Source organism: Pseudomonas sp. CFBP 8771, from assembly GCF_014841695.1.
GTDB lineage: Bacteria > Pseudomonadota > Gammaproteobacteria > Pseudomonadales > Pseudomonadaceae > Aquipseudomonas > Aquipseudomonas baltica.
On record NZ_JACYUJ010000007.1, the window covers coordinates 103,090 to 120,128 of the forward strand.

A 17,039-nucleotide genomic window follows, 5' to 3' on the forward strand; every position below is an offset into this window, starting at 1 on the left:
GGTTGCAGCGGTGCGGCCGAAGCGGACTGAAAGCTTGACGCCGAAAAGTCGGCGCCGGATTGCCGCTAGCGGCAACGGGAGAATGGATTTACGTCGCGACATCAGGGCGAGGCTCGACGGCGCCGTGTTCAACGACGGCAGCCGGCGTTGCTGAACGGCCCGGCGAAGCGACGGTAATGCGGGCCAGGGTCGACCTGACTGCACAGGTAGCGGCCGCTCGCCAGGCTCTGGTAGGTGTACCAGGGCGCGGGCGCCGCCACGGCCATCGCGCAGGTTGCGGCGATGGCCAGGGCTGCACACAGACACCGGATCACTGCCCTGCCCTCATCAGGTCATCTGGATGATGGTCTGCATCACGGTGCTTTCGGTGGAAATGGTCTTGGCGTTCGCCTGGTAGTTGCTTTGCGCCTTGATCAGGTTCACCAGCTCGGCCGTCAGGTCGACGTTGGAGTCTTCCAGCGCCTGGGACTGCAGGTTGCCCATGACACCGGTATCGGGCGTACCGATCACGGCGGTACCGGAAGCGAACGACTCCTTCCAGTTGGTGCCGCCATTGGGCGCCAGGCCTTGCATGTTGGCGAAGCTGGCCATGGCCACCTGACCGATGACCTTGTTCTGGCCGTTGGTGAAGTTGGCGAACATGTTGCCCGTGCCGTCCACCGACAGACCGGTCAGCTCACCCGTGGCGTAGCCGTCCTGGGTCTTGGCCGAGGTGGCCGATGCCGAGTTGTATTGCGTGGTCGCCAGCATGTCCAACGCCACGCCACCGGCATTGGCCGTCGCGCCGTTGGGTGTCCAGGTTCCATCGGCGCCACGGGTGGAAGGCACCCAGCCGGCGAGGTTGAAGCTCTTGTCGGCGTTGATGCCCAGGCCACCAGGCACGTTACCCTGAGCGGGCACGATGAGGCTGCCGTCGGACTTGAAGCTCAAGGTATTAACCAACGGCGTGGTGGCCGTCGGATCGGACGGATTGCGACCGTCGATGGTGGTGTGCATGGTCCAGCTGTTGGCCGTGGCATCCTTGACGAAGTACTGGTTCATCTGGTGGGCGTTGCCCAGGCTGTCGTACACATCGGTGTTGAAGGTGTAGTTGTAGCTTTTGACGTTGCCCGGGTCGAACGGGGTAATGGTCGCCTGCGGCGCGCTGGAGTTGAGATTGACCGTTTCGGCGATTTTCGAGGTCGCCTTGGGCTGCAGGTTCGCGGAGTCGATTTTCAGGTTGGTCAAGACGCCCGTCTGCACTACGCCGTCCTGGGCGTTGTAGCCCTGCAGGTTGTTGCCGCTCACGTCGACGACGTTGCCGTCCTTGTCGCTGTAGAAGGCACCGGCACGGGTGTAGAGCTTCTGGCCACCATCGTTGAGCACGAAGAAGCCGTTGCCGTTGATCGCCAGGTCGAGGCTCTGCCCGGTCGAGGCGATGTTGCCCTGGGTGAACTGCTGCGACACGGCAGCGGTGGTCACACCGCTGCCCACGCTGGTCTTGCCGGCCGTGGCGCGAATGGACGCGGCGTACTGGTCGGCGAATTCCGCGCGCGAGGATTTGAAGCCGGTGGTCGCGACGTTGGCAATGTTGTTGCCGGTGACGTTGAGCGCCTTGTTAGCTGCCGAAAGACCGCTGAGGCCGATATTGAAAGTCATGCTGTACTCCTGCGCCGGACGAAGCGGCTCAAATTCCGATGGTTTGGACTTTCGACAGCGCAACGCTACCCAGTCCAGCGAGGTTGAGGGTCAATTCACCGCCGTTGGTGCCCATGGTGACGCTGTTCACCGTGGCTGGAAGGTAGGTGCTCATGGCCGTGGCGGTACCGTCGACGGTGGCTGCAGCCTTGAAGGTGTAGGTGCCGGCAGCGGCAACCGCGCCGTTGCTGTCCTTGCCATCCCAGGTGAAGGCGGCGTTGCCGGCGGACTGGCTACCCAGATCGATATTGCGCACAAGGTCACCTTTGGCGTCGTAGACGCCGACCGTGGTGTTGCTGCTCGACGAGGTCAGCGCCACCGAGCCGGTGAGGCCCTTGGTGGGGTCGACCACGGCGGTATCGGTCTGGGCGATGACCGAGCGGCCGACCAGCGACGAGGCCTGCAGCGCCTGGGACGATTGGTAGTTGTTGACGATGGTGCCCACCGACGCATTCAGGCTCTGCATGCTTTCCAGGCTGCTGAACTGCGCCAGCTGAGCGACGAACTCGCCATTGTCCTGGGGATCGAGGGGGTTCTGGTTCTGCATCTGGGTCACCAGCAGCTGCAGGAACGCGTCCTTGCCCAACGCACTGCCGGCGGTGCCGGTCGAGCTGTCGGTGCTGCTGGTGGTCTTCTGCAATGAGTCCAGGACCGAGGCGCTCACGCCATTGTTAATGCTGGTAGTCGTCATCTGCGCTCGCCTCTATCACTGACCCAGGGTCAGCACCTTCTGCATCATGGTCTTTGCGGTATTCATCAGTTCGGCGTTGGTCTGGAAGGAACGACTGGCCGAGATCATGTCGGCCATTTCCTCGACCACGTTGACGTTCGGGTAGTAGACGTAGCCATCCTTGTTCGCCGCCGGGTGATTGGGCTCGTAGCGCGCTTCCAGATCGCTCTGGTCCTCGACCACGCCGGTGACCTGCACACCCTGCCCCGCCGAATCCTGCTCCTGGAACAGCGAACCGCTGTCGCCGGCCTGCTGGCCCTGAAGCATGGTGGCGAACACCGGATGCCGTGCGCGGTAGGTCTGGTCGATGCTGGACGACACGGTTTCGGCGTTGGCGATGTTGCTCGCCACGGTGTTCAGGCGCGTGGTCTGCGCACTCATGCCGCTACCGGCAATGTTGAAGACGCTGGCAAGGGACATGGCTTAATCTCCGCGAAGGGCCGATACCAGCCCTTTGAACTTGCTGTTGAGCAGGGTGAAACTGGCCTGGAAGTTGACCGAGTTCTCGGCGTAGTTCGACTGCTCGATCTGCGCATCGACGGTGTTCTGGTCCAGCGAAGGCTGCGTGGAAATGCGGTACTGCAAGGTCTCGTCGCCCGAGCTGAAGCCCTGGGCGGCGATGTGCTTGCTGCTGGTGGTCTGCAGGCCGAAGGCACCTTTGCCGTTCTGCTCGTTCTGCGCTGCCAGCACCGAGGCGAAGTCCAGGTCCCGAGCTTTGTAGTTGGGCGTGTCGGCGTTGGCGATGTTGTTGGCCAGCACTTCGGCGCGCTTGGCGCGAAAGCCCAAGGCCTGCTCGTGAATGCCCAGCGCTTTGTCGAAACTGATGCTCATGTTGGTACCTATGCGGCAGACCAGATGGTTCGTGCAGGATAGATAGCAATCAGTGTGCCAAGTCTCAAAAAGCCCGTCCCATGCGGGTTGCGGGCCTATCAGGCGTTGGGTGATGCCAGAAAAGCGGCAAGAAATTTCCGCTGGAGGGGAAAAGCGGCAACGCTGGCGCCAGAAAAATTGCCGCCCGTGCGCCTTGTTCGCACGCCTGGGTGAAGGAGGCGCGCCAGGCGCAAGGTCACTTGGCCTGGTAGATGATGCCGGGGCTGCACTGCACCATCTGATACAGCTCGGGCAAGCCGTTCAAGGCTTCGGATGCACCCAGGAACAGGTAGCCGCCCGGCTTGAGGGTGCCATGGATACGGGTGAGGATGTCTTTCTTGACCTGTGCGGAAAAGTAGATCAGCACGTTGCGGCAGAACACGATGTCGAACTTGCCCAACGCCGCATAGCTGTCGAGCAGGTTGAACGCACGAAACTCGACGCGACTGCGGATGGGCGCCTTGACCGCCCAGCGCCCTGGCGTCTTGGGATCGAAATAGCGCTGCAGGCGCTCCTGGGAAAGGCCGCGGCCGATCGCCAGGCTGTCGTACTCACCACTCTTGCAGTTGGTCAGCATGCTGCCGGACAGGTCGGTGGCAACGATCTGCACGCCCGATTTCAGCTGTCCCAGGTTGCTGCGCTCGAACTCGTCGATGGTCATCGACAGCGAATAGGGTTCCTGGCCGGACGAGCACGCCGCCGACCAGATACGCAGGCGTGCGCCGGGGCTGGCCTTGATGCTTTCGGGCAAAACCTTGTTCTTCATCACTTCGAAGGGATAGGTGTCGCGAAACCACAGGGTTTCGTTGGTGGTCATGGCGTCCACCACCTGCTCGCGCAGACCGCTGCGCGGCTGGGTCTGGATACGCTGCACCAGTTCGCCCAGGGACTTGATGCCCTGCTGCTCCATCAGCTTGTTCAGGCGGCTGGCAACGAGGTACTGCTTGTTCTCGCCCAAGAGAATGCCACAGGCTTTTTCCAGGAAGACCCGGAACTGATCAAAATCCAAATTACCCGTAGACACGGTGCCGCCTCTTGCTGGTTCGGTAGGCCGGGCGCTGGCGCCCGGCATTCATACTGCTGCCTTGATGCGATCGACGACCCGTGCCGCCAGGTCGTCGGGGCGGAACTTGGCAAGGAAATCGTCGGCGCCGACCTTCTTGACCATGGCCTGGTTGAACACCCCTGACAACGACGTATGCAGAATGATGTGCAGCTTCTGCATGCGTGGGTCGCTGCGGATCTCGGCGGTCAGCGTGTAGCCGTCCATCTCCGGCATCTCGATGTCGGAGATCAGCATGAGGAATTCCTCCTCTGGACGCTTGCCCTCGTCGACCATCTTGCGCAGGTATTCCAGCGCCTGGCGGCCGTCGTTCAAGGCCACCACTTCTACCCCCACGGTCTGCAGGCAACGGGTCACCTGCTTGCGTGCCACCGATGAATCGTCGACGGTCAACACGCGCAGGGAAACGGCCTTGCTGTGCGTCTCCTCGTCGACCACGCCAACCGAGATCGCTTCGGAGGTCGGCGCTACTTCGGCGAGGATTTTCTCGACGTCGATGATCTCCACCAACTGGTTATCCACGCGGGTGACGGCCGTCAGGTAGTGATCGCGGCCGGTGCCCCTGGGTGGCGGATGGATCTCTTCCCAGTTCATGTTGACGATACGTTCCACCGAATGCACCAGAAAGCCCTGAATCTTGGTGTTGTACTCGGTGATGATGACGAAGGTATCGGTCGATGCGACAAGGCCCGCAGCACCCGTGGCCATGTCCAGATCGAGGATCGGGATGGTCGCGCCACGGATGTTGGCCACGCCGCGAACCACCGGGTTGGACTTCGGCAATACCGTCAGTTTGGGGCATTGCAGCACCTCCCTGACCTTGAAGACGTTGATCCCGTAGAGCTGCTTGCCATTGAGGCGAAACAACAACAGCTCCAGGCGATTCTGCCCAACCAGCTGCGTGCGCTGGTTCACCGAATCCATTACACCCGCCATGCCCAAACTCCTCTTGCGACCCGCTCGATATCGGCACGGGCCTTGCTATTAGCACTGCATGAACGCAAAAACGACAGTTTCTCGACACATCGCCGCGTATTTATTCTGGGCCGTTGCCACGGTGGGTGGCGCGGTGCTCGGCAGTGCGGCGCGCGCCGACAATGTCACATTGCCCGAACAGCTTATCGGTGTCACCCAGGGTTTTCTTGAGTTCACTGTTGAAGATTATCTGGCGACCTCGCAAATCCAGGGCCGCTACGAGATCGAAGTGAACAATCTCGACCCGCGTCTGCGCATGCCCGGTTGCGACCGGCAACTGTCGGCCAGCCTGGAAAGCCCGGCGCAACCCATGGGCCGGGTGACCGTGCGAGTGCGCTGCGAAGGCGCTGCGCCGTGGACGGTATTCGTTCCGGCGCAGGTCCGGCTGTTTCGCGAGGTGGTGACCACCACTCGGCCGTTGAAGCGCGACAGCGTGTTGACGGAGGCCGACGTGGCGTTGCGCGAACGCGACGTCGGCGCGATGGGTCAAGGCTTCCTGGTCTCGCTGGACGAGGCCGTGGGCATGAAGCTGATCCGACCGACGGTGATCGACCAGGTGCTCACGCCGGTATTCCTCGAACAACAGGCCCTGGTGCTCAAGGGTGATCAGGTGGTGATCATTGCCCGCAGCGGCACCCTGGCGGTCCGCATGCCGGGCGAAGCGCTGGCGCAGGGCGGCATGAGCGAGCAGATACGCGTACGCAACCTGAACTCCAAACGGGTGGTCAAGGCGCGCGTCACCGGGCCTGGACAAGTGGAAGTGGCGATGTAAAAGCTGGCCGGCGAACCGGAGTTTTCCTACACTAGGGGCCTACACGGGCCCGTAGCCGCGGCATCGGGCATTTGCGAAACAGCGCCTAAAGTTAATCGGGATTTGGCCGAAAACAAGGCAAGCGTCCAAATACCCAGAGGTTCAGAACAATGGTTATCGACTTCAACCGAGTGGGCAACTCGCCGTCAGTGCAGGGTACTTCGCGTACCAGCCCTGCCAAGGAAGTGGCCGCCGACACGGCCGTGCCAAGCACGCCCGCCGTGAAGAGCGGGGAACCGGTCACCTTGAGCGATCAGGCCCAGCAAATGCAGAAAATCACCGACAAGCTGAGCGATCAGCCCACTGTCAACAGCGCCCGCGTCGCCGAGCTCAAGCAGGCTATCGCCGAGGGCAGCTATAAAGTCGACAGCGAGCGCGTTGCCAGCAAAATGCTCAATTTCGAAGCCCAGCGCTAGCCCAGTCTAGGCGCCGGGGTTTCTGGACGCGTCAACGCCAGGGCTCACCATGCACGATCAAACGCTGTTGCAGCTGATTGAAGAAGACCTCCCGTACGCAGGGCAGCTGCTCGAGCTGCTGCGCGACGAGTCGCTGGCGTTGCAAAGCCGCGACATGGAGCTTCTGGAAACGATTCTGGCGCAGAAGCAGTCGTTGATCGTGTTGCTCGAGCAGAACGGACGCCGGCGCAGCCACCTGCTCATGCAGCTCGGCCTGTCCGCCGATCGCGACGGCCTGCAGGCACTGGCACGCCAGTCGCACCTGGGCGATGCGTTGCTGGCCCGGGGCGATGCGTTGAGTCAGTTGCTCGCACAGTGCCAGGCCATCAATGCAGAGGTGGGCCAAGGCATCGTGCGCCAGCAGGTGGCGACCGCCAACCAGATCCGCATACTTACTGGCGCCGAGCCACCGTCGCTCTACAACAGCCGTGGCTCGACTGCGCGAATGGCCACCTACCGCGCCCTCAGCCAGGCCTGACCTGTGTGTTCCCCGGAGTAGACCAGAACGTGTCAAACGCATCGAACGTGGAAGACGCACCGCAACCGCCCAAGGTGCTTGCCACACCCCTGGAAGTCGCCGCCAACCTGCGCATGCTCCAGGAAAGCCACGACCCCCTGATCATCACTTTTCACGAGCGCACCCTGCGCTGCCAGAGCTTTCTGGTGGAAGTGGACCGGGACAACCTGCGCATAGTCCTTGATGAAATGATTCCCCGCGAAGGCGAGAAATACCTGGAAGCAGGTGAAGGGTTCAAGGTCGAAGGCTTTCATGACGGCGTACGCGTTGCCTGGGAAAGCCATGGCAACTGGACCATCACCCAGAAGCAGGGCAGCCGCTGCTATGTCGGCGCGCTGCCTGGCCAGGTGGTCTACCACCAGCGCCGCAATGCCTTTCGTGCCGCACTCAAGTTGTCGCAACTGGTCGACGTGGAAATCGCTGGCAGTCGGCTGAAGAGCACCCTGGTGGGCAAGCTGCTGGACATCTCGGCCCATGGCTGCAAGCTGCGCTTCGAGGGCGACATCGCCGAGCGGTTACAGCTGGGGCAGATCTACGAGCGCTTCAGCGCCGGCCTTCCCTTCGGCGCCATGAATACGGCGGTCGAGCTGCGCCATCTGCATTTCGAGGAGCGCATCGACACCACTTTCGTGGGCGTGCGCTTCCACAATATCCCGGGGCTGATGCAGCGGCAGCTCGAGCGCTTCGTGCATCAGTTGCAGCGCGACGCACAGCGCTTCGACCGGGACGATTTCTAAACCCGGGCCGCGCCTCGAGTGCGGCCCGGCGGCACCCTAGCCAGCCTTGACCGGCTCTTCTTCGGCAGGTTCGGTGTTCTGCATCTGTTCCTGCACCATGTGCTCATCCACCCGCGGGTCCAACGCTGCGGCCAACGGCGAGTTGGCGGCCGGCATGGCCACGTGATGCAACGGTGCGTCGTCCACGACGTGCAGGTTGGTCACTGCCTTCGGCCTGATCCGCCATACCAGCACCACGGCGAAAAAGCTGAAAAAGGCATACAGCATCTGGCTGCCGAACTGCTTCATCAGCACCCCTGCCACCAGTGGGCCGATACAGGCGCCCACACCGTAGGTCACCAACAGCATGGCGGTCAGCGAAACACGCCGATCGGCCTCCACATGGTCGTTGGAAAACGCCACGGCCAACGGGTACAGCGAGAACTGCAGCAGCGACACCAGAAAGCCGGCGGCGAACAGCACCTCCAACGGCACGGCCGGAATCAGCGCCAGCGGCAGCGCGGCAATGGCGATACCGACTGCCACGCAGCGGATCAGCAGCGCACGGTCGTAACGGTCCGACAGCCAGCCCAACGGCCACTGCACCAGCAACCCGGCGAAAATGCACGAACCCATGAACAAGCCGACCTGCTCGGTGCTCAAGCCCTGTGCCGAGGCATACAGTGGCGCCAGACCGTAGAACGAGCCGACGATCAGGCCTGAGCCCAGCACGGTGCTCAGTGACTGCGGCACACGACTGATGAAGAAGCGTGGCTCCATCGGTGCCGGGTGCATGGGCGCCGGGTGAATGCGCCGCGTCAGAGCCACCGGCACCAGGCACAGGGCGAAGCACAGCGCGACCAGCATGAGCAGTTCCAGCCCCAGTTGCGGATGCACCACCAGAATCAACTGGCCCAGCACCAGGCCCAGGTAGGAAGCGATCATGTAGCCGCTGAACACCGCTCCGCGCTGCTTGCTGTCGGCCTGCTCGTTGAGCCAGCTTTCGATCACCATGTACTGGCACATCATGCCCAGACCGACGATGACCCGCAGGAACAGCCAGGCTGGCAGGTAGTTCACCAGGCCATGGCCCAGCACGGCGGCGCCGACGATACCGGCGCAGGTGGCATAGGCACGGATATGGCCAACACGGGCGATCAACCTGTGGCCGATCTTGCCGCCCAGGGCCAGGCCGAAATAGTTGGCGGCCATCAGCGCACCCACCCACAGGCTGTCGACCTGCTCGGCCGACAGGCGCAGGGCCAGGTAGGTACTCAACAAGCCAGAGCCGATCAGCATCATCAGTGAGGCGAAGTACAGGGCTCGAAAGTTTTTCCAGATTTGGCGCATTGCAGGTCCGCGGTAAAGGGTGTCGGAACGATCGGTTCACAGGCAACGCCCTTTTCCGCCACCTCGGCTGAGCGCGGCGGGGAAAATCGTCACCTGCATACAAGCTGTTGCAGGATCAAGCCTGGGCCGCCAGCACCCGGCGTTCCCAAGGAGTGATTTCGTCGAAGAAACTCGCCAGCTCCAGGGTCTTGGTCGCAATGTAGCCTTCGATGAACACATTGCCGAACAGTTCCCTGGCCAACGGGCTGCGCTTGAGACGCTCCAGGGCCGCATGCAAGGTACATGGCAACGACAATTCTTCGGGCACGGCAAGGTCGCCCTGCATGGGCTGCGAGGGCTCGAGCCGGTGCTCGATGCCGTGCAGGCCGGCGGCGAGGCTGGCGGCGATGGCCAGGTAGGGATTGGCATCGGCGCCGGGCAGACGGTTCTCGACCCTGCGGGCGCAGGCAGCGCTGGCCGGTATGCGCAACCCGGCGGCGCGGTTGTCATGGGACCAGCAGGCATTGTTGGGCGACGCATAGGGCTGACACAGGCGCTGGTAGGAATTCACGTTGGGCGCCAGCAGCGCCGTGAAATCGGCCATGGCCGCCTGTTGCCCACCGATGAAGTGACGGAAGGTGTCGGTGGGCTGGTCATGGGCATCGTTGAACACGTTCAGGCCAGTGTCCAGTGCCACCACGCTCTGGTGGATGTGCATCGAACTGCCAGCCACCCGTGCCAGCGGCTTGGCCATGCATACCACGCTCAACCCATGCTTGAGCCCGACTTCCTTGAGCAGGTGCTTGAACAGGAAAGTCTGGTCGGCGAGCAGCAGCGGATCACCATGCAGCAGGTTGATCTCGAACTGGCTGACGCCCATTTCGTGCATCACTGTGTCGCGCGGCAGTCCCAGCGCTGCCATGCTGCGATAGACCTCGCTGAAAAACGGCCGCAAGCCGTTGTTGGAGCCTACGCTGAACGCACTGCTGCCATCCTCGCGTCGGCCATCCAGGCCGATCGGCGCCTGGAACGGCAGTAACGGGTCGGGATTGGCGGCGAAGACGAAGAATTCCAGCTCGGTCGCTACCACCGGGGCCAAGCCCAGGCGCGCATAGCGTGCAACCACTGTCTTGAGCAGACCGCGGGTCGACAGCGGGGATGACCCGCCGGTCAACTCCTCGGCATCGCAGACCACCCAGGCACGGGGCGGCTCGCTCCAGGGCAGGCGCTGCAACCGAGTCAGGTCGGCCACCAGTGCGACGTCGCCGTCGTCGGCGCCGTAGTAGCGGCTGGGCGGATAACCGCCCATGATGCATTGCAGCAGCACGCCGCTGGCCAGTTGCAGACGACGACCCTCCAGGAACCCTTCTGCCGTCATGACCTTGCCTCGCGGTACGCCATTGAGATCAGGTGTGACGCATTCGATTTCATCGACACCGCTCAAACGCTCGGCGACCGTACGCAGTCCTTCGCTACTCATTTCTCTGCCCTTGACGCTCAATGCCGTACTCGGCGATGTACACAAAATACGCAACGCAGCGGGCGGGTGACAAGCCACCTGCGGGAAGCGTTGCGAACAAGTCGCTTGCCGATAGCGTAGCGCCAGTACACAGTGTAGTGACTTGGATCCAAGCAGCTCGATGCTGCGCCTTGTTCGTCGGCTCGGCGAACAGCAGGAATGATACACATGGACGTTTTGGCTGCACTGTTTTACCCGCTTGAACCGCGTCTTCTCATGCTTTGCAGCGATACCTCACGGAGCGACTCGCTCGAGCGCTGCCTTCACCACCTTTCCCTGCCCGTCGAGGGCCTGCAGCCGGACTTGCAGCCGACATTCGACTACGAAAAGAGCCGGCACAAGGCCATTCTCGTCGAGCCTGCCCGTGGCGAACGACAACAGGGCGTCCGCTGGGTCGACGACATCCGTCGAGGCAACAGCTGGGCGTCGGTGCTGGTCGCCCTGACCGGCGCCGACCCCGCCATTCGCCAAGCCTACCAACACGCAGGGGCCGACCACGTGCTGCGATTGCCGGGCCCGGAGCAGGAGCGCGAAGCATTCTATCTCGCGCTGTTCCAGAACCCCGACTACTGGAATCTGGCCCCACCGGTGCTGGATCCCGTACGTCTGTGCCTGGAAGACGCGACGCGACGCCTGGACCTGACCTTTGTGCAGGTTCAGGTGGTCCTGGCGCTGCTCTACGCCCCTCATCACCAGCTGAGCTTCGACGATCTGGCGCAACTGCTGGGGCTTAATATGCGCACCTACGACGTGCGGGTGGTGGAGAAATTCGTCAGTCGCCTGCGCAGCAGCATTCGCCGAGCCTTCGGCACCCATGTCATCCAGAGCGTACGCGGCACCGGCTACCGCCTGATTCGCGGCTGCATCTCGCCCCCGCCCATCGCCTTTCGCTGAAAAGCGTTTTTCGACTGACCGATGGCCATTGGCGATTTTTTCAAAGCGTACTAGCCTTGAATTGATAGAGAAATTGGATCCAGCACCACGTTTTGAAGGAACGACCCCATGCCTACGGACCTTGGCAACAAATATTCTTCCGTCTATACGCAGCTCTATACGGCCCATCAAACAGCGGATGATGCGCAGCTCGCACACGGCCGCTGGTGGTTCAACGACATCGACCGAACCCTGACCCAGAATGGCATCAGCGTGGCCTTGACGCGCACCGAGTGCTCGCTGCTGAGCCTGCTCGCCTTCAGCAGCGAGCGGGTGGTCAGCAAGGAAGCGCTGATCGCCGGACTGGGCAAGAACCCCAGTCAGTACAACGGTCTGGAAATGTCCCTGAGCCGCCTGCAAAGCAAGTTTGGTCAATGCAGCGGTGGCGAACGCCTGATCCGCTCGGTACGCAACCGCGGCTATTGCCTGGCCCAGGTGGTGCGTTCGGCGTATTGCCCAAGCTGGAAATCGCCGGGGGGCCAGGCTGCCGAGCCCCCCTGCTCTTCCTAGCGTTCGCGCAGGGCTTCCTTGGCCCTGTTCAGCGGCTTTATCAAATAATCCAGCACTGTCTTGTGGCCTGTGGTGATGTCGACCGTGGCGATCATGCCGGGGACGATGGCAAACTTCTTCCCGGCCTTGTTCTCCAGCGTGTCGGAATCGGTGCGGATGAACACTCGGTAATAGAACACCTCGGGTTTCACTTCATCCTGGATGGTATCGGGCGAGATGGTCACCACCCGGCCGTCGAGCCCGCCGTAGATCGAATAGTCATAGGCGGTGATCTTTACCTTGGCTTGCTGGTCGGGATGAATGAAGGCAATGTCGCGCGGAGAAATTCTCGCTTCGATCAGCAGGCGCTCGTCCAGCGGCACGATCTGCATCAATTGGCCATTGGGCGGCACCACGCCGCCGATGGTGGTGACCTCGATGTCCTTGACGATGCCGCGCACGGGCGAGCGCAGAGTCAGGCGCGACACCGAATCGGAGCGGCCCTTGAGCACGGCGGTCAGGGTTTCCACATCGGCATTGGCCTTGGCCAGCTCTTCGCGAGCCCGCACCATGTAATCGGAACGGGCTTCGGTGAGCTTGAGCTCGAGTTCAGAGCGCTGCCGATTCAGCCGCAGTACTTCCACCCGGCTGGCAGCACCGGTTCTGGCCAGGTTTTCGGTGATCTGCAATTCGCTGCGCACCAGCCGCAGGGATTCGTTGATGCCGGCCAACGAGTCATCCAGGCCACGACGGCGAACGTTGTACAGCTCGGTTTCGGCCTTGAGCAAAGCCGGATAGGCGTCGAGCTCGGCCGGGAATTTCAGGGGCTTGAGCCCCACTTCGGCCTGCAGGCGGGCGACACTGGCCAAGGTCGCGCGGTATTTCGCCGCGCTCTCGCCGAAGTTGGATTCGGTCTTGGTCGGGTCCAGCTGGGCCAGCACCTGACCGCGTTCGACGATCGCCCCTTCGGTCACGTTCATCTCGGCCACGATGCCACCTTCGAGCGACTGGATCAGCTGTTCCCGCGAGCTGGGAATGACTTTGCCGGTGCCGGTGGAGACTTCCACGACCTCGAAGAAGAATGCCCAGACGAAGAACGCCAGCAGCATCGCCACCGCGACCCACACCACGCGGGTCGCGCGCACCACGGTGGAGTCGTCGACACCGTCCTGGTAATACGACTGGCCCGGCGCACCGTCTTCGCTGAGCAGCGGGATGCGCTTGAATTCACCGGAGCCCAGCACCTTGAAAGACTTGCCTGTATCCATTGCCCTGCCCTCCTTCATTGAGCCGCGCCCTTGGGACGCGACAGTCTGGCGATGGCGTTTTCCTTGGTGTCGTCGATCACCACCTGACCGTTGTCGACCACGATGATCCGGTCGACCAGGGCCAGCACGCTGGTGCGATGGGTGGCAACGATGATCGTGCGGCCCTGGCCCCAGGTCGCCAGGTTCTGGATCAGCCGGCGTTCGGTGGTTTCGTCCAGCGACGCGGTGGGCTCGTCGAGCAGCAGGATGTGCGGCTGGCGGATCAGCAGACGCGACAGCAGCAGCGATTGGCGCTGACCACCCGACAGGCCGAGGCCGCCTTCGAGAATCAAGTGATCCATGCCGGTCGGGCACTGGCGCACGAAATCCAGCGCGCCGGTGATTTCCAGTGCAGCGATGATCTCCTGGTCCGATGCCTGCCCGGCACCCATGATCAGGTTCTCGCGCAGGCTGCCGTGGAACAGCCGCGAGTTCTGCGTGAGCAGACCGATGTCACGGCGCACGTCGGCCGGGTCGATATGGCCCAGGGCAACGCCGTCGAGGCTGATGCTGCCGCCGCTCAGGTCCAGGCCGCCGGCCAGGGCCTGGAGCAAGGTCGACTTGCCGGCACCGTTGCGGCCAAGCACGGCGATGCGCTCGCCCGGTGCGATGCTCAACTCGTTGACGGTCAGTGCCGGGGTACGTGCCTCCTCGCTGTACTTGAAGCTGGCGCGCTTGAGCTCGTAGCGCCCGCCGATCACCGGCAGGTGCACGCGCTGGGCGCCTTCGGGGTGATCGACCGGCAGCAGCATCAAGCGGTTGAGGCCTTCGAGGGCAACCTTGGCCTGCTGCCAGCGGGTCAGCACATGGGTCAGCTGCGAGACCGGCGCCATCATCCGCGAGGCCAGAATCGAGGCGGCCACCAGGCTACCGGTGGTGAGGTCGCCGGCGATCACCATGGGCGCGCCGAACACGATGACGATGGCGAACACCGCGCTCTGCACGTTCTGCGTCCAAGCCACCAGGCCGTTGGTTAAAGTGCGCAAGCGCAGGCTGCTGTCGGCCGCCACGGCGTTGTAGTGGTTCCATTGCTGCTGGAAGCGCTGCTCGGCCTGCAGGCTCTTGATGTCGTCCATGCCCTGCACGGTTTCTACCAGCATGGCGTTGCGCAATGCTGACTCGCGCATGGATTCGTTGGCCAGCCGCGCCAGCTTGCGCTGGGCCATCAGCCCCGGCACCACCATGGCCACCAGCGCGCACAGCGGAATCAGCACCAGCGGCCCGCCGATCAGGTAGAACACCACCAGGAAGATCAGGAAGAACGGCAGGTCGGCCAGTGCCGTGGCAGTGCTGGAGGTGATCAGGTCACGCAGCGATTCGAGTTCGCGCAGCTGCGAGATGAACGAACCGGTGGACTTGGGCCGCGCCGAGTTGCGCAGGCGCATCGCGTGGCCGAAGACCAGGTCGCTGACGCGCAGGTCGGCGCGCTTGCCGAGCAGGTCGGTGATCTTCATGCGCATGATGCGCATGATGAAGTCGAAGGTGATCGCCAGCAGCACGCCGCCGAACAGCACGTACAGGGTGGGCAGCGATTCGGCCGGGATCACCCGGTCGTAAACCTGCATGGAGAACAGCACTCCGCCCAGGCCGAGGATGTTGGCCACCAGCGAGGCCAGCATGACGTGCCCGTAGGGCCTGAGGTCGCGCAGCACGATCTTGCGGAACCAGTGCTCGTCGTAGGGCTTGATATAGTCGTTGGTGCGCACGTCGCTGACCGGCCGGGCCGGACGCAGGATCACCGTGCGCAGGGCGTTGTCGAGCAGGGTCTGGCGGTCGATGCTGCTCTGCAGCCCTTGGTCGCCGCTATAGGCGATGCCGATCTGCTCGTCATCGCCGAGCACCTGGATGATGCCGACCTGGCCGTCCTTGAGCTGCACCACCAGCGGCGTGCGCCACTGGGTCAGGGTGGTGGGGTCGTAGCGGGCGAACTTGATCGTCAGGCCGGCCTGCCGGGCCATCTGCCGCAGGACGTCCTCGACGCTGGAATCGTCGGCACGCAGCGATGCGATACGCACGTTTTCCGCCGAGCACTCCAGGCGGTAGTGACGCGCCACACCGAGGATCGCGTCGAGCCAGACCCGGTAGTCCTGGCGCGAGAAGGCTTGCGCGGGTTGTACCGATTCCGCGTCCAGGGGCAGGTTCACGGCATCGTTCATGGCAGTATCTCCACGCCTTGGATGGTGCTTTGATCGATCCGGTAGGCACTGCGCAGGGCGCCAGTGCTGTACAGGCAGTCCACCTGCAGGCGGCGCAGATCAGCTTCGGTATTGGCCAGGTCGAAGCGCGACTGGTGGATCTCCTGCTCGGCGTTGAGCAGGTCGAGCAGTGGCCGCGTGCCCAACTCCAGGTATTGCTGGCCGTACAGCTCGCGGGCTTCGGAAATGCTGCCCTGGCGCGACTGCAGCGAGCCGAGCCGGCGGTCCAGGCTGGCAGTTTGCGCCTGCGCTTCGAACAAGCCCTGGCGCGCCTGCAGGCGGGCGGCATCTTCGGCCGAGTCGGCGGCAGTCAGGGCATAGGTAGCTGCGGCGGTACGCGCGGTGGTGGCACCGCCCTGGTAGAACGGCACGTCGAGGTTGATGAAGATGCCTGCCTGGGTACGGTCGATATTGGAATTGTTGCTGTTGTAGTTGCTGTCCAGGTAGTGGTTCACCGTGGGGTCGACCGACAGCGTCGGCAGCCCATCGGCGCGGGCCTGGCGAATGGCCGCCTGGGCCTCGACCCGTTGCGCGTTGGCTACCAGGATGCCGGGCAAGGCGTTCATGTCCGGTTCTGCAGCGTTGCAGGAGGCCAGCAGCGACGGCGGAAAATCGTCGTTGACGTCGAACGGCGCGGCGCGACCGACCAGGTTGATCAGGTTGGCTCGCCAGCGGTTGTACAGCGCCTGATACTGCAGCAGGGTGGCACGCGCGCCGTCTTCTCGGGACCTGGCCTGGACCACGTCCGAACGCGTGGCGGCGCCCATGTCGCTGCGCTGACGTGCCAGCTCGGCAATGCCGGCGATGCCCTTGATCTGCTCGCGAGCGACCTGCAGCAGGCGTTGATAGCGCTGCACCTCGATGTAGGCCTGGGAGGTGTCGCGTGCCACCTGATCGATGCTCAGCAGTACCTGCGCCTGACTGCGGGCGACGCGGGCCTTGGCGACGTCGACCGCACTGTCGACCTTGCCGAAGTCGTAGAGCATCTGCTTGAGCGAGATGTTCACCGCCTGGCTGGTGCCATTGCCACCGTAGGAACTGTCGAGACCACCACGCAGCCCGCCGGTGATGCGTGGATAGTAGCCGGCACGCGCCACGTTGATGCCTTCACCCTGCTGGTACAGGGTGCCGATCGCTTCACCGATGCTCGGGTGCCACTCCACGGCCAGGCGGACGGCCTGGACCAGGCCCAGCTGGGTGCCGGTGGCCGGCGTGGCCAGATCGGAATCGTCGAGCCTCGCCCCCGCCGCCGTTGCCGCGGACGCAATCGCAGGCCTGGCGACATTGCGTGGATGCGGCCGAGCGGTCTGCTCGGGGCGGGTTTCCAAGCGGCTCGGGCTGATGACCTTGAGCCCGGGTTCGAGGGTGTCTGCGGCATGTGCCGGCAGGCTGTAGAGCGGTGTGATGCCCAGTGCCAGAACGGCCACTGAAATATGTGTCGCCAAAGAGGTGC

Annotated in this window: 18 protein-coding genes; 6 read left to right on the plus strand and 12 right to left on the minus strand. The window is 63.2% G+C overall.

The genetic code is table 11. The features are described from left to right. Nucleotides 1-128: 128 nt before the first annotated feature. The 7 genes from IFT80_RS17100 to IFT80_RS17130 all read right to left on the minus strand — a co-directional run bounded on the left by IFT80_RS17100 (nt 129) and on the right by IFT80_RS17130 (nt 5,276). Complete coding sequence (locus tag IFT80_RS17100; RefSeq protein ID WP_122475940.1) at nt 129-314, minus strand: hypothetical protein; 186 nt, start codon at nt 312-314, stop codon at nt 129-131. Between the two features lie 13 nt (nt 315-327). Beyond that, nucleotides 328-1,638, minus strand: coding sequence for a flagellar hook protein FlgE (gene flgE, locus IFT80_RS17105; RefSeq protein ID WP_192137936.1), 1,311 nt, complete (start codon nt 1,636-1,638; stop codon nt 328-330). Between the two features lie 28 nt (nt 1,639-1,666). After that, entirely contained in the window at nt 1,667-2,368 is a 702-nt protein-coding gene (flgD, locus tag IFT80_RS17110; RefSeq protein ID WP_122475944.1) for a flagellar hook assembly protein FlgD, read from the minus strand. A gap of 15 nt (nt 2,369-2,383) precedes the next feature. Continuing rightward, nucleotides 2,384-2,827 (minus strand): flagellar basal body rod protein FlgC, encoded by a 444-nt coding sequence (gene flgC, locus IFT80_RS17115; RefSeq protein WP_192137937.1) that lies wholly within the window; start codon nt 2,825-2,827, stop codon nt 2,384-2,386. A 3-nt stretch (nt 2,828-2,830) separates the two neighbouring features. Further along, entirely contained in the window at nt 2,831-3,238 is a 408-nt protein-coding gene (gene flgB, locus IFT80_RS17120) for a flagellar basal body rod protein FlgB (RefSeq protein WP_122475947.1), read from the minus strand. 235 nt (nt 3,239-3,473) lie between these two features. Continuing rightward, nucleotides 3,474-4,301 carry a protein-glutamate O-methyltransferase CheR gene (gene cheR, locus IFT80_RS17125; RefSeq protein ID WP_122476757.1) on the minus strand — a complete coding sequence of 276 codons (828 nt, stop codon included), beginning with the start codon at nt 4,299-4,301 and terminating at the stop codon, nt 3,474-3,476. Nucleotides 4,302-4,349: 48 nt separating this feature from the next. Next, entirely contained in the window at nt 4,350-5,276 is a 927-nt protein-coding gene (locus IFT80_RS17130; protein ID WP_122475949.1) for a chemotaxis protein CheV, read from the minus strand. A gap of 58 nt (nt 5,277-5,334) precedes the next feature. On the opposite strand from IFT80_RS17130, the gene flgA reads away from it, so the two are divergent. From flgA to IFT80_RS17150, 4 genes are all read left to right on the plus strand, one after another. Then, on the plus strand, nt 5,335-6,087 hold the full coding sequence (gene flgA / locus IFT80_RS17135; RefSeq protein WP_185794498.1) for a flagellar basal body P-ring formation chaperone FlgA: 753 nt from the start codon (nt 5,335-5,337) through the stop codon (nt 6,085-6,087). Nucleotides 6,088-6,236: 149 nt separating this feature from the next. Then, entirely contained in the window at nt 6,237-6,542 is a 306-nt protein-coding gene (flgM, locus tag IFT80_RS17140) for a flagellar biosynthesis anti-sigma factor FlgM (RefSeq protein ID WP_122475953.1), read from the plus strand. Nucleotides 6,543-6,591: 49 nt separating this feature from the next. Beyond that, nucleotides 6,592-7,059 (plus strand): flagella synthesis protein FlgN, encoded by a 468-nt coding sequence (locus IFT80_RS17145; protein WP_192137938.1) that lies wholly within the window; start codon nt 6,592-6,594, stop codon nt 7,057-7,059. A 29-nt stretch (nt 7,060-7,088) separates the two neighbouring features. Beyond that, nucleotides 7,089-7,835 carry a flagellar brake protein gene (locus IFT80_RS17150; protein WP_192137939.1) on the plus strand — a complete coding sequence of 249 codons (747 nt, stop codon included), beginning with the start codon at nt 7,089-7,091 and terminating at the stop codon, nt 7,833-7,835. 36 nt (nt 7,836-7,871) lie between these two features. On the opposite strand, the gene IFT80_RS17155 is transcribed toward IFT80_RS17150, so the two are convergent. Continuing rightward, entirely contained in the window at nt 7,872-9,164 is a 1,293-nt protein-coding gene (locus IFT80_RS17155) for an MFS transporter (protein WP_185794497.1), read from the minus strand. 115 nt (nt 9,165-9,279) lie between these two features. Further along, nucleotides 9,280-10,521 (minus strand): glutamine synthetase family protein, encoded by a 1,242-nt coding sequence (locus IFT80_RS17160; RefSeq protein ID WP_192102548.1) that lies wholly within the window; start codon nt 10,519-10,521, stop codon nt 9,280-9,282. Nucleotides 10,522-10,830: 309 nt separating this feature from the next. On the opposite strand from IFT80_RS17160, the gene IFT80_RS17165 reads away from it, so the two are divergent. Next, entirely contained in the window at nt 10,831-11,556 is a 726-nt protein-coding gene (locus IFT80_RS17165; RefSeq protein ID WP_192102311.1) for a helix-turn-helix domain-containing protein, read from the plus strand. A 108-nt stretch (nt 11,557-11,664) separates the two neighbouring features. Continuing rightward, entirely contained in the window at nt 11,665-12,105 is a 441-nt protein-coding gene (locus IFT80_RS17170; protein ID WP_185794495.1) for a winged helix-turn-helix domain-containing protein, read from the plus strand. On the opposite strand, the gene IFT80_RS17175 is transcribed toward IFT80_RS17170, so the two are convergent. The 3 genes from IFT80_RS17175 to IFT80_RS17185 are packed head-to-tail and all read right to left on the minus strand — an operon-like array spanning nt 12,102 to nt 17,031. After that, complete coding sequence (locus IFT80_RS17175) at nt 12,102-13,352, minus strand: HlyD family type I secretion periplasmic adaptor subunit (protein WP_122475966.1); 1,251 nt, start codon at nt 13,350-13,352, stop codon at nt 12,102-12,104. The two genes, IFT80_RS17170 and IFT80_RS17175, sit on opposite strands and share 4 nt — an antisense overlap. Nucleotides 13,353-13,366: 14 nt before the next feature. Next, nucleotides 13,367-15,547, minus strand: a complete 2,181-nt coding sequence (locus IFT80_RS17180) for a type I secretion system permease/ATPase (RefSeq protein ID WP_192137940.1) — start codon at nt 15,545-15,547, stop codon at nt 13,367-13,369. Further along, nucleotides 15,544-17,031 carry a TolC family outer membrane protein gene (locus IFT80_RS17185; protein WP_192137941.1) on the minus strand — a complete coding sequence of 496 codons (1,488 nt, stop codon included), beginning with the start codon at nt 17,029-17,031 and terminating at the stop codon, nt 15,544-15,546. Before IFT80_RS17185 ends, IFT80_RS17180 begins: the two co-directional genes overlap by 4 nt. Between the last annotated feature and the right edge of the window lie 8 nt (nt 17,032-17,039).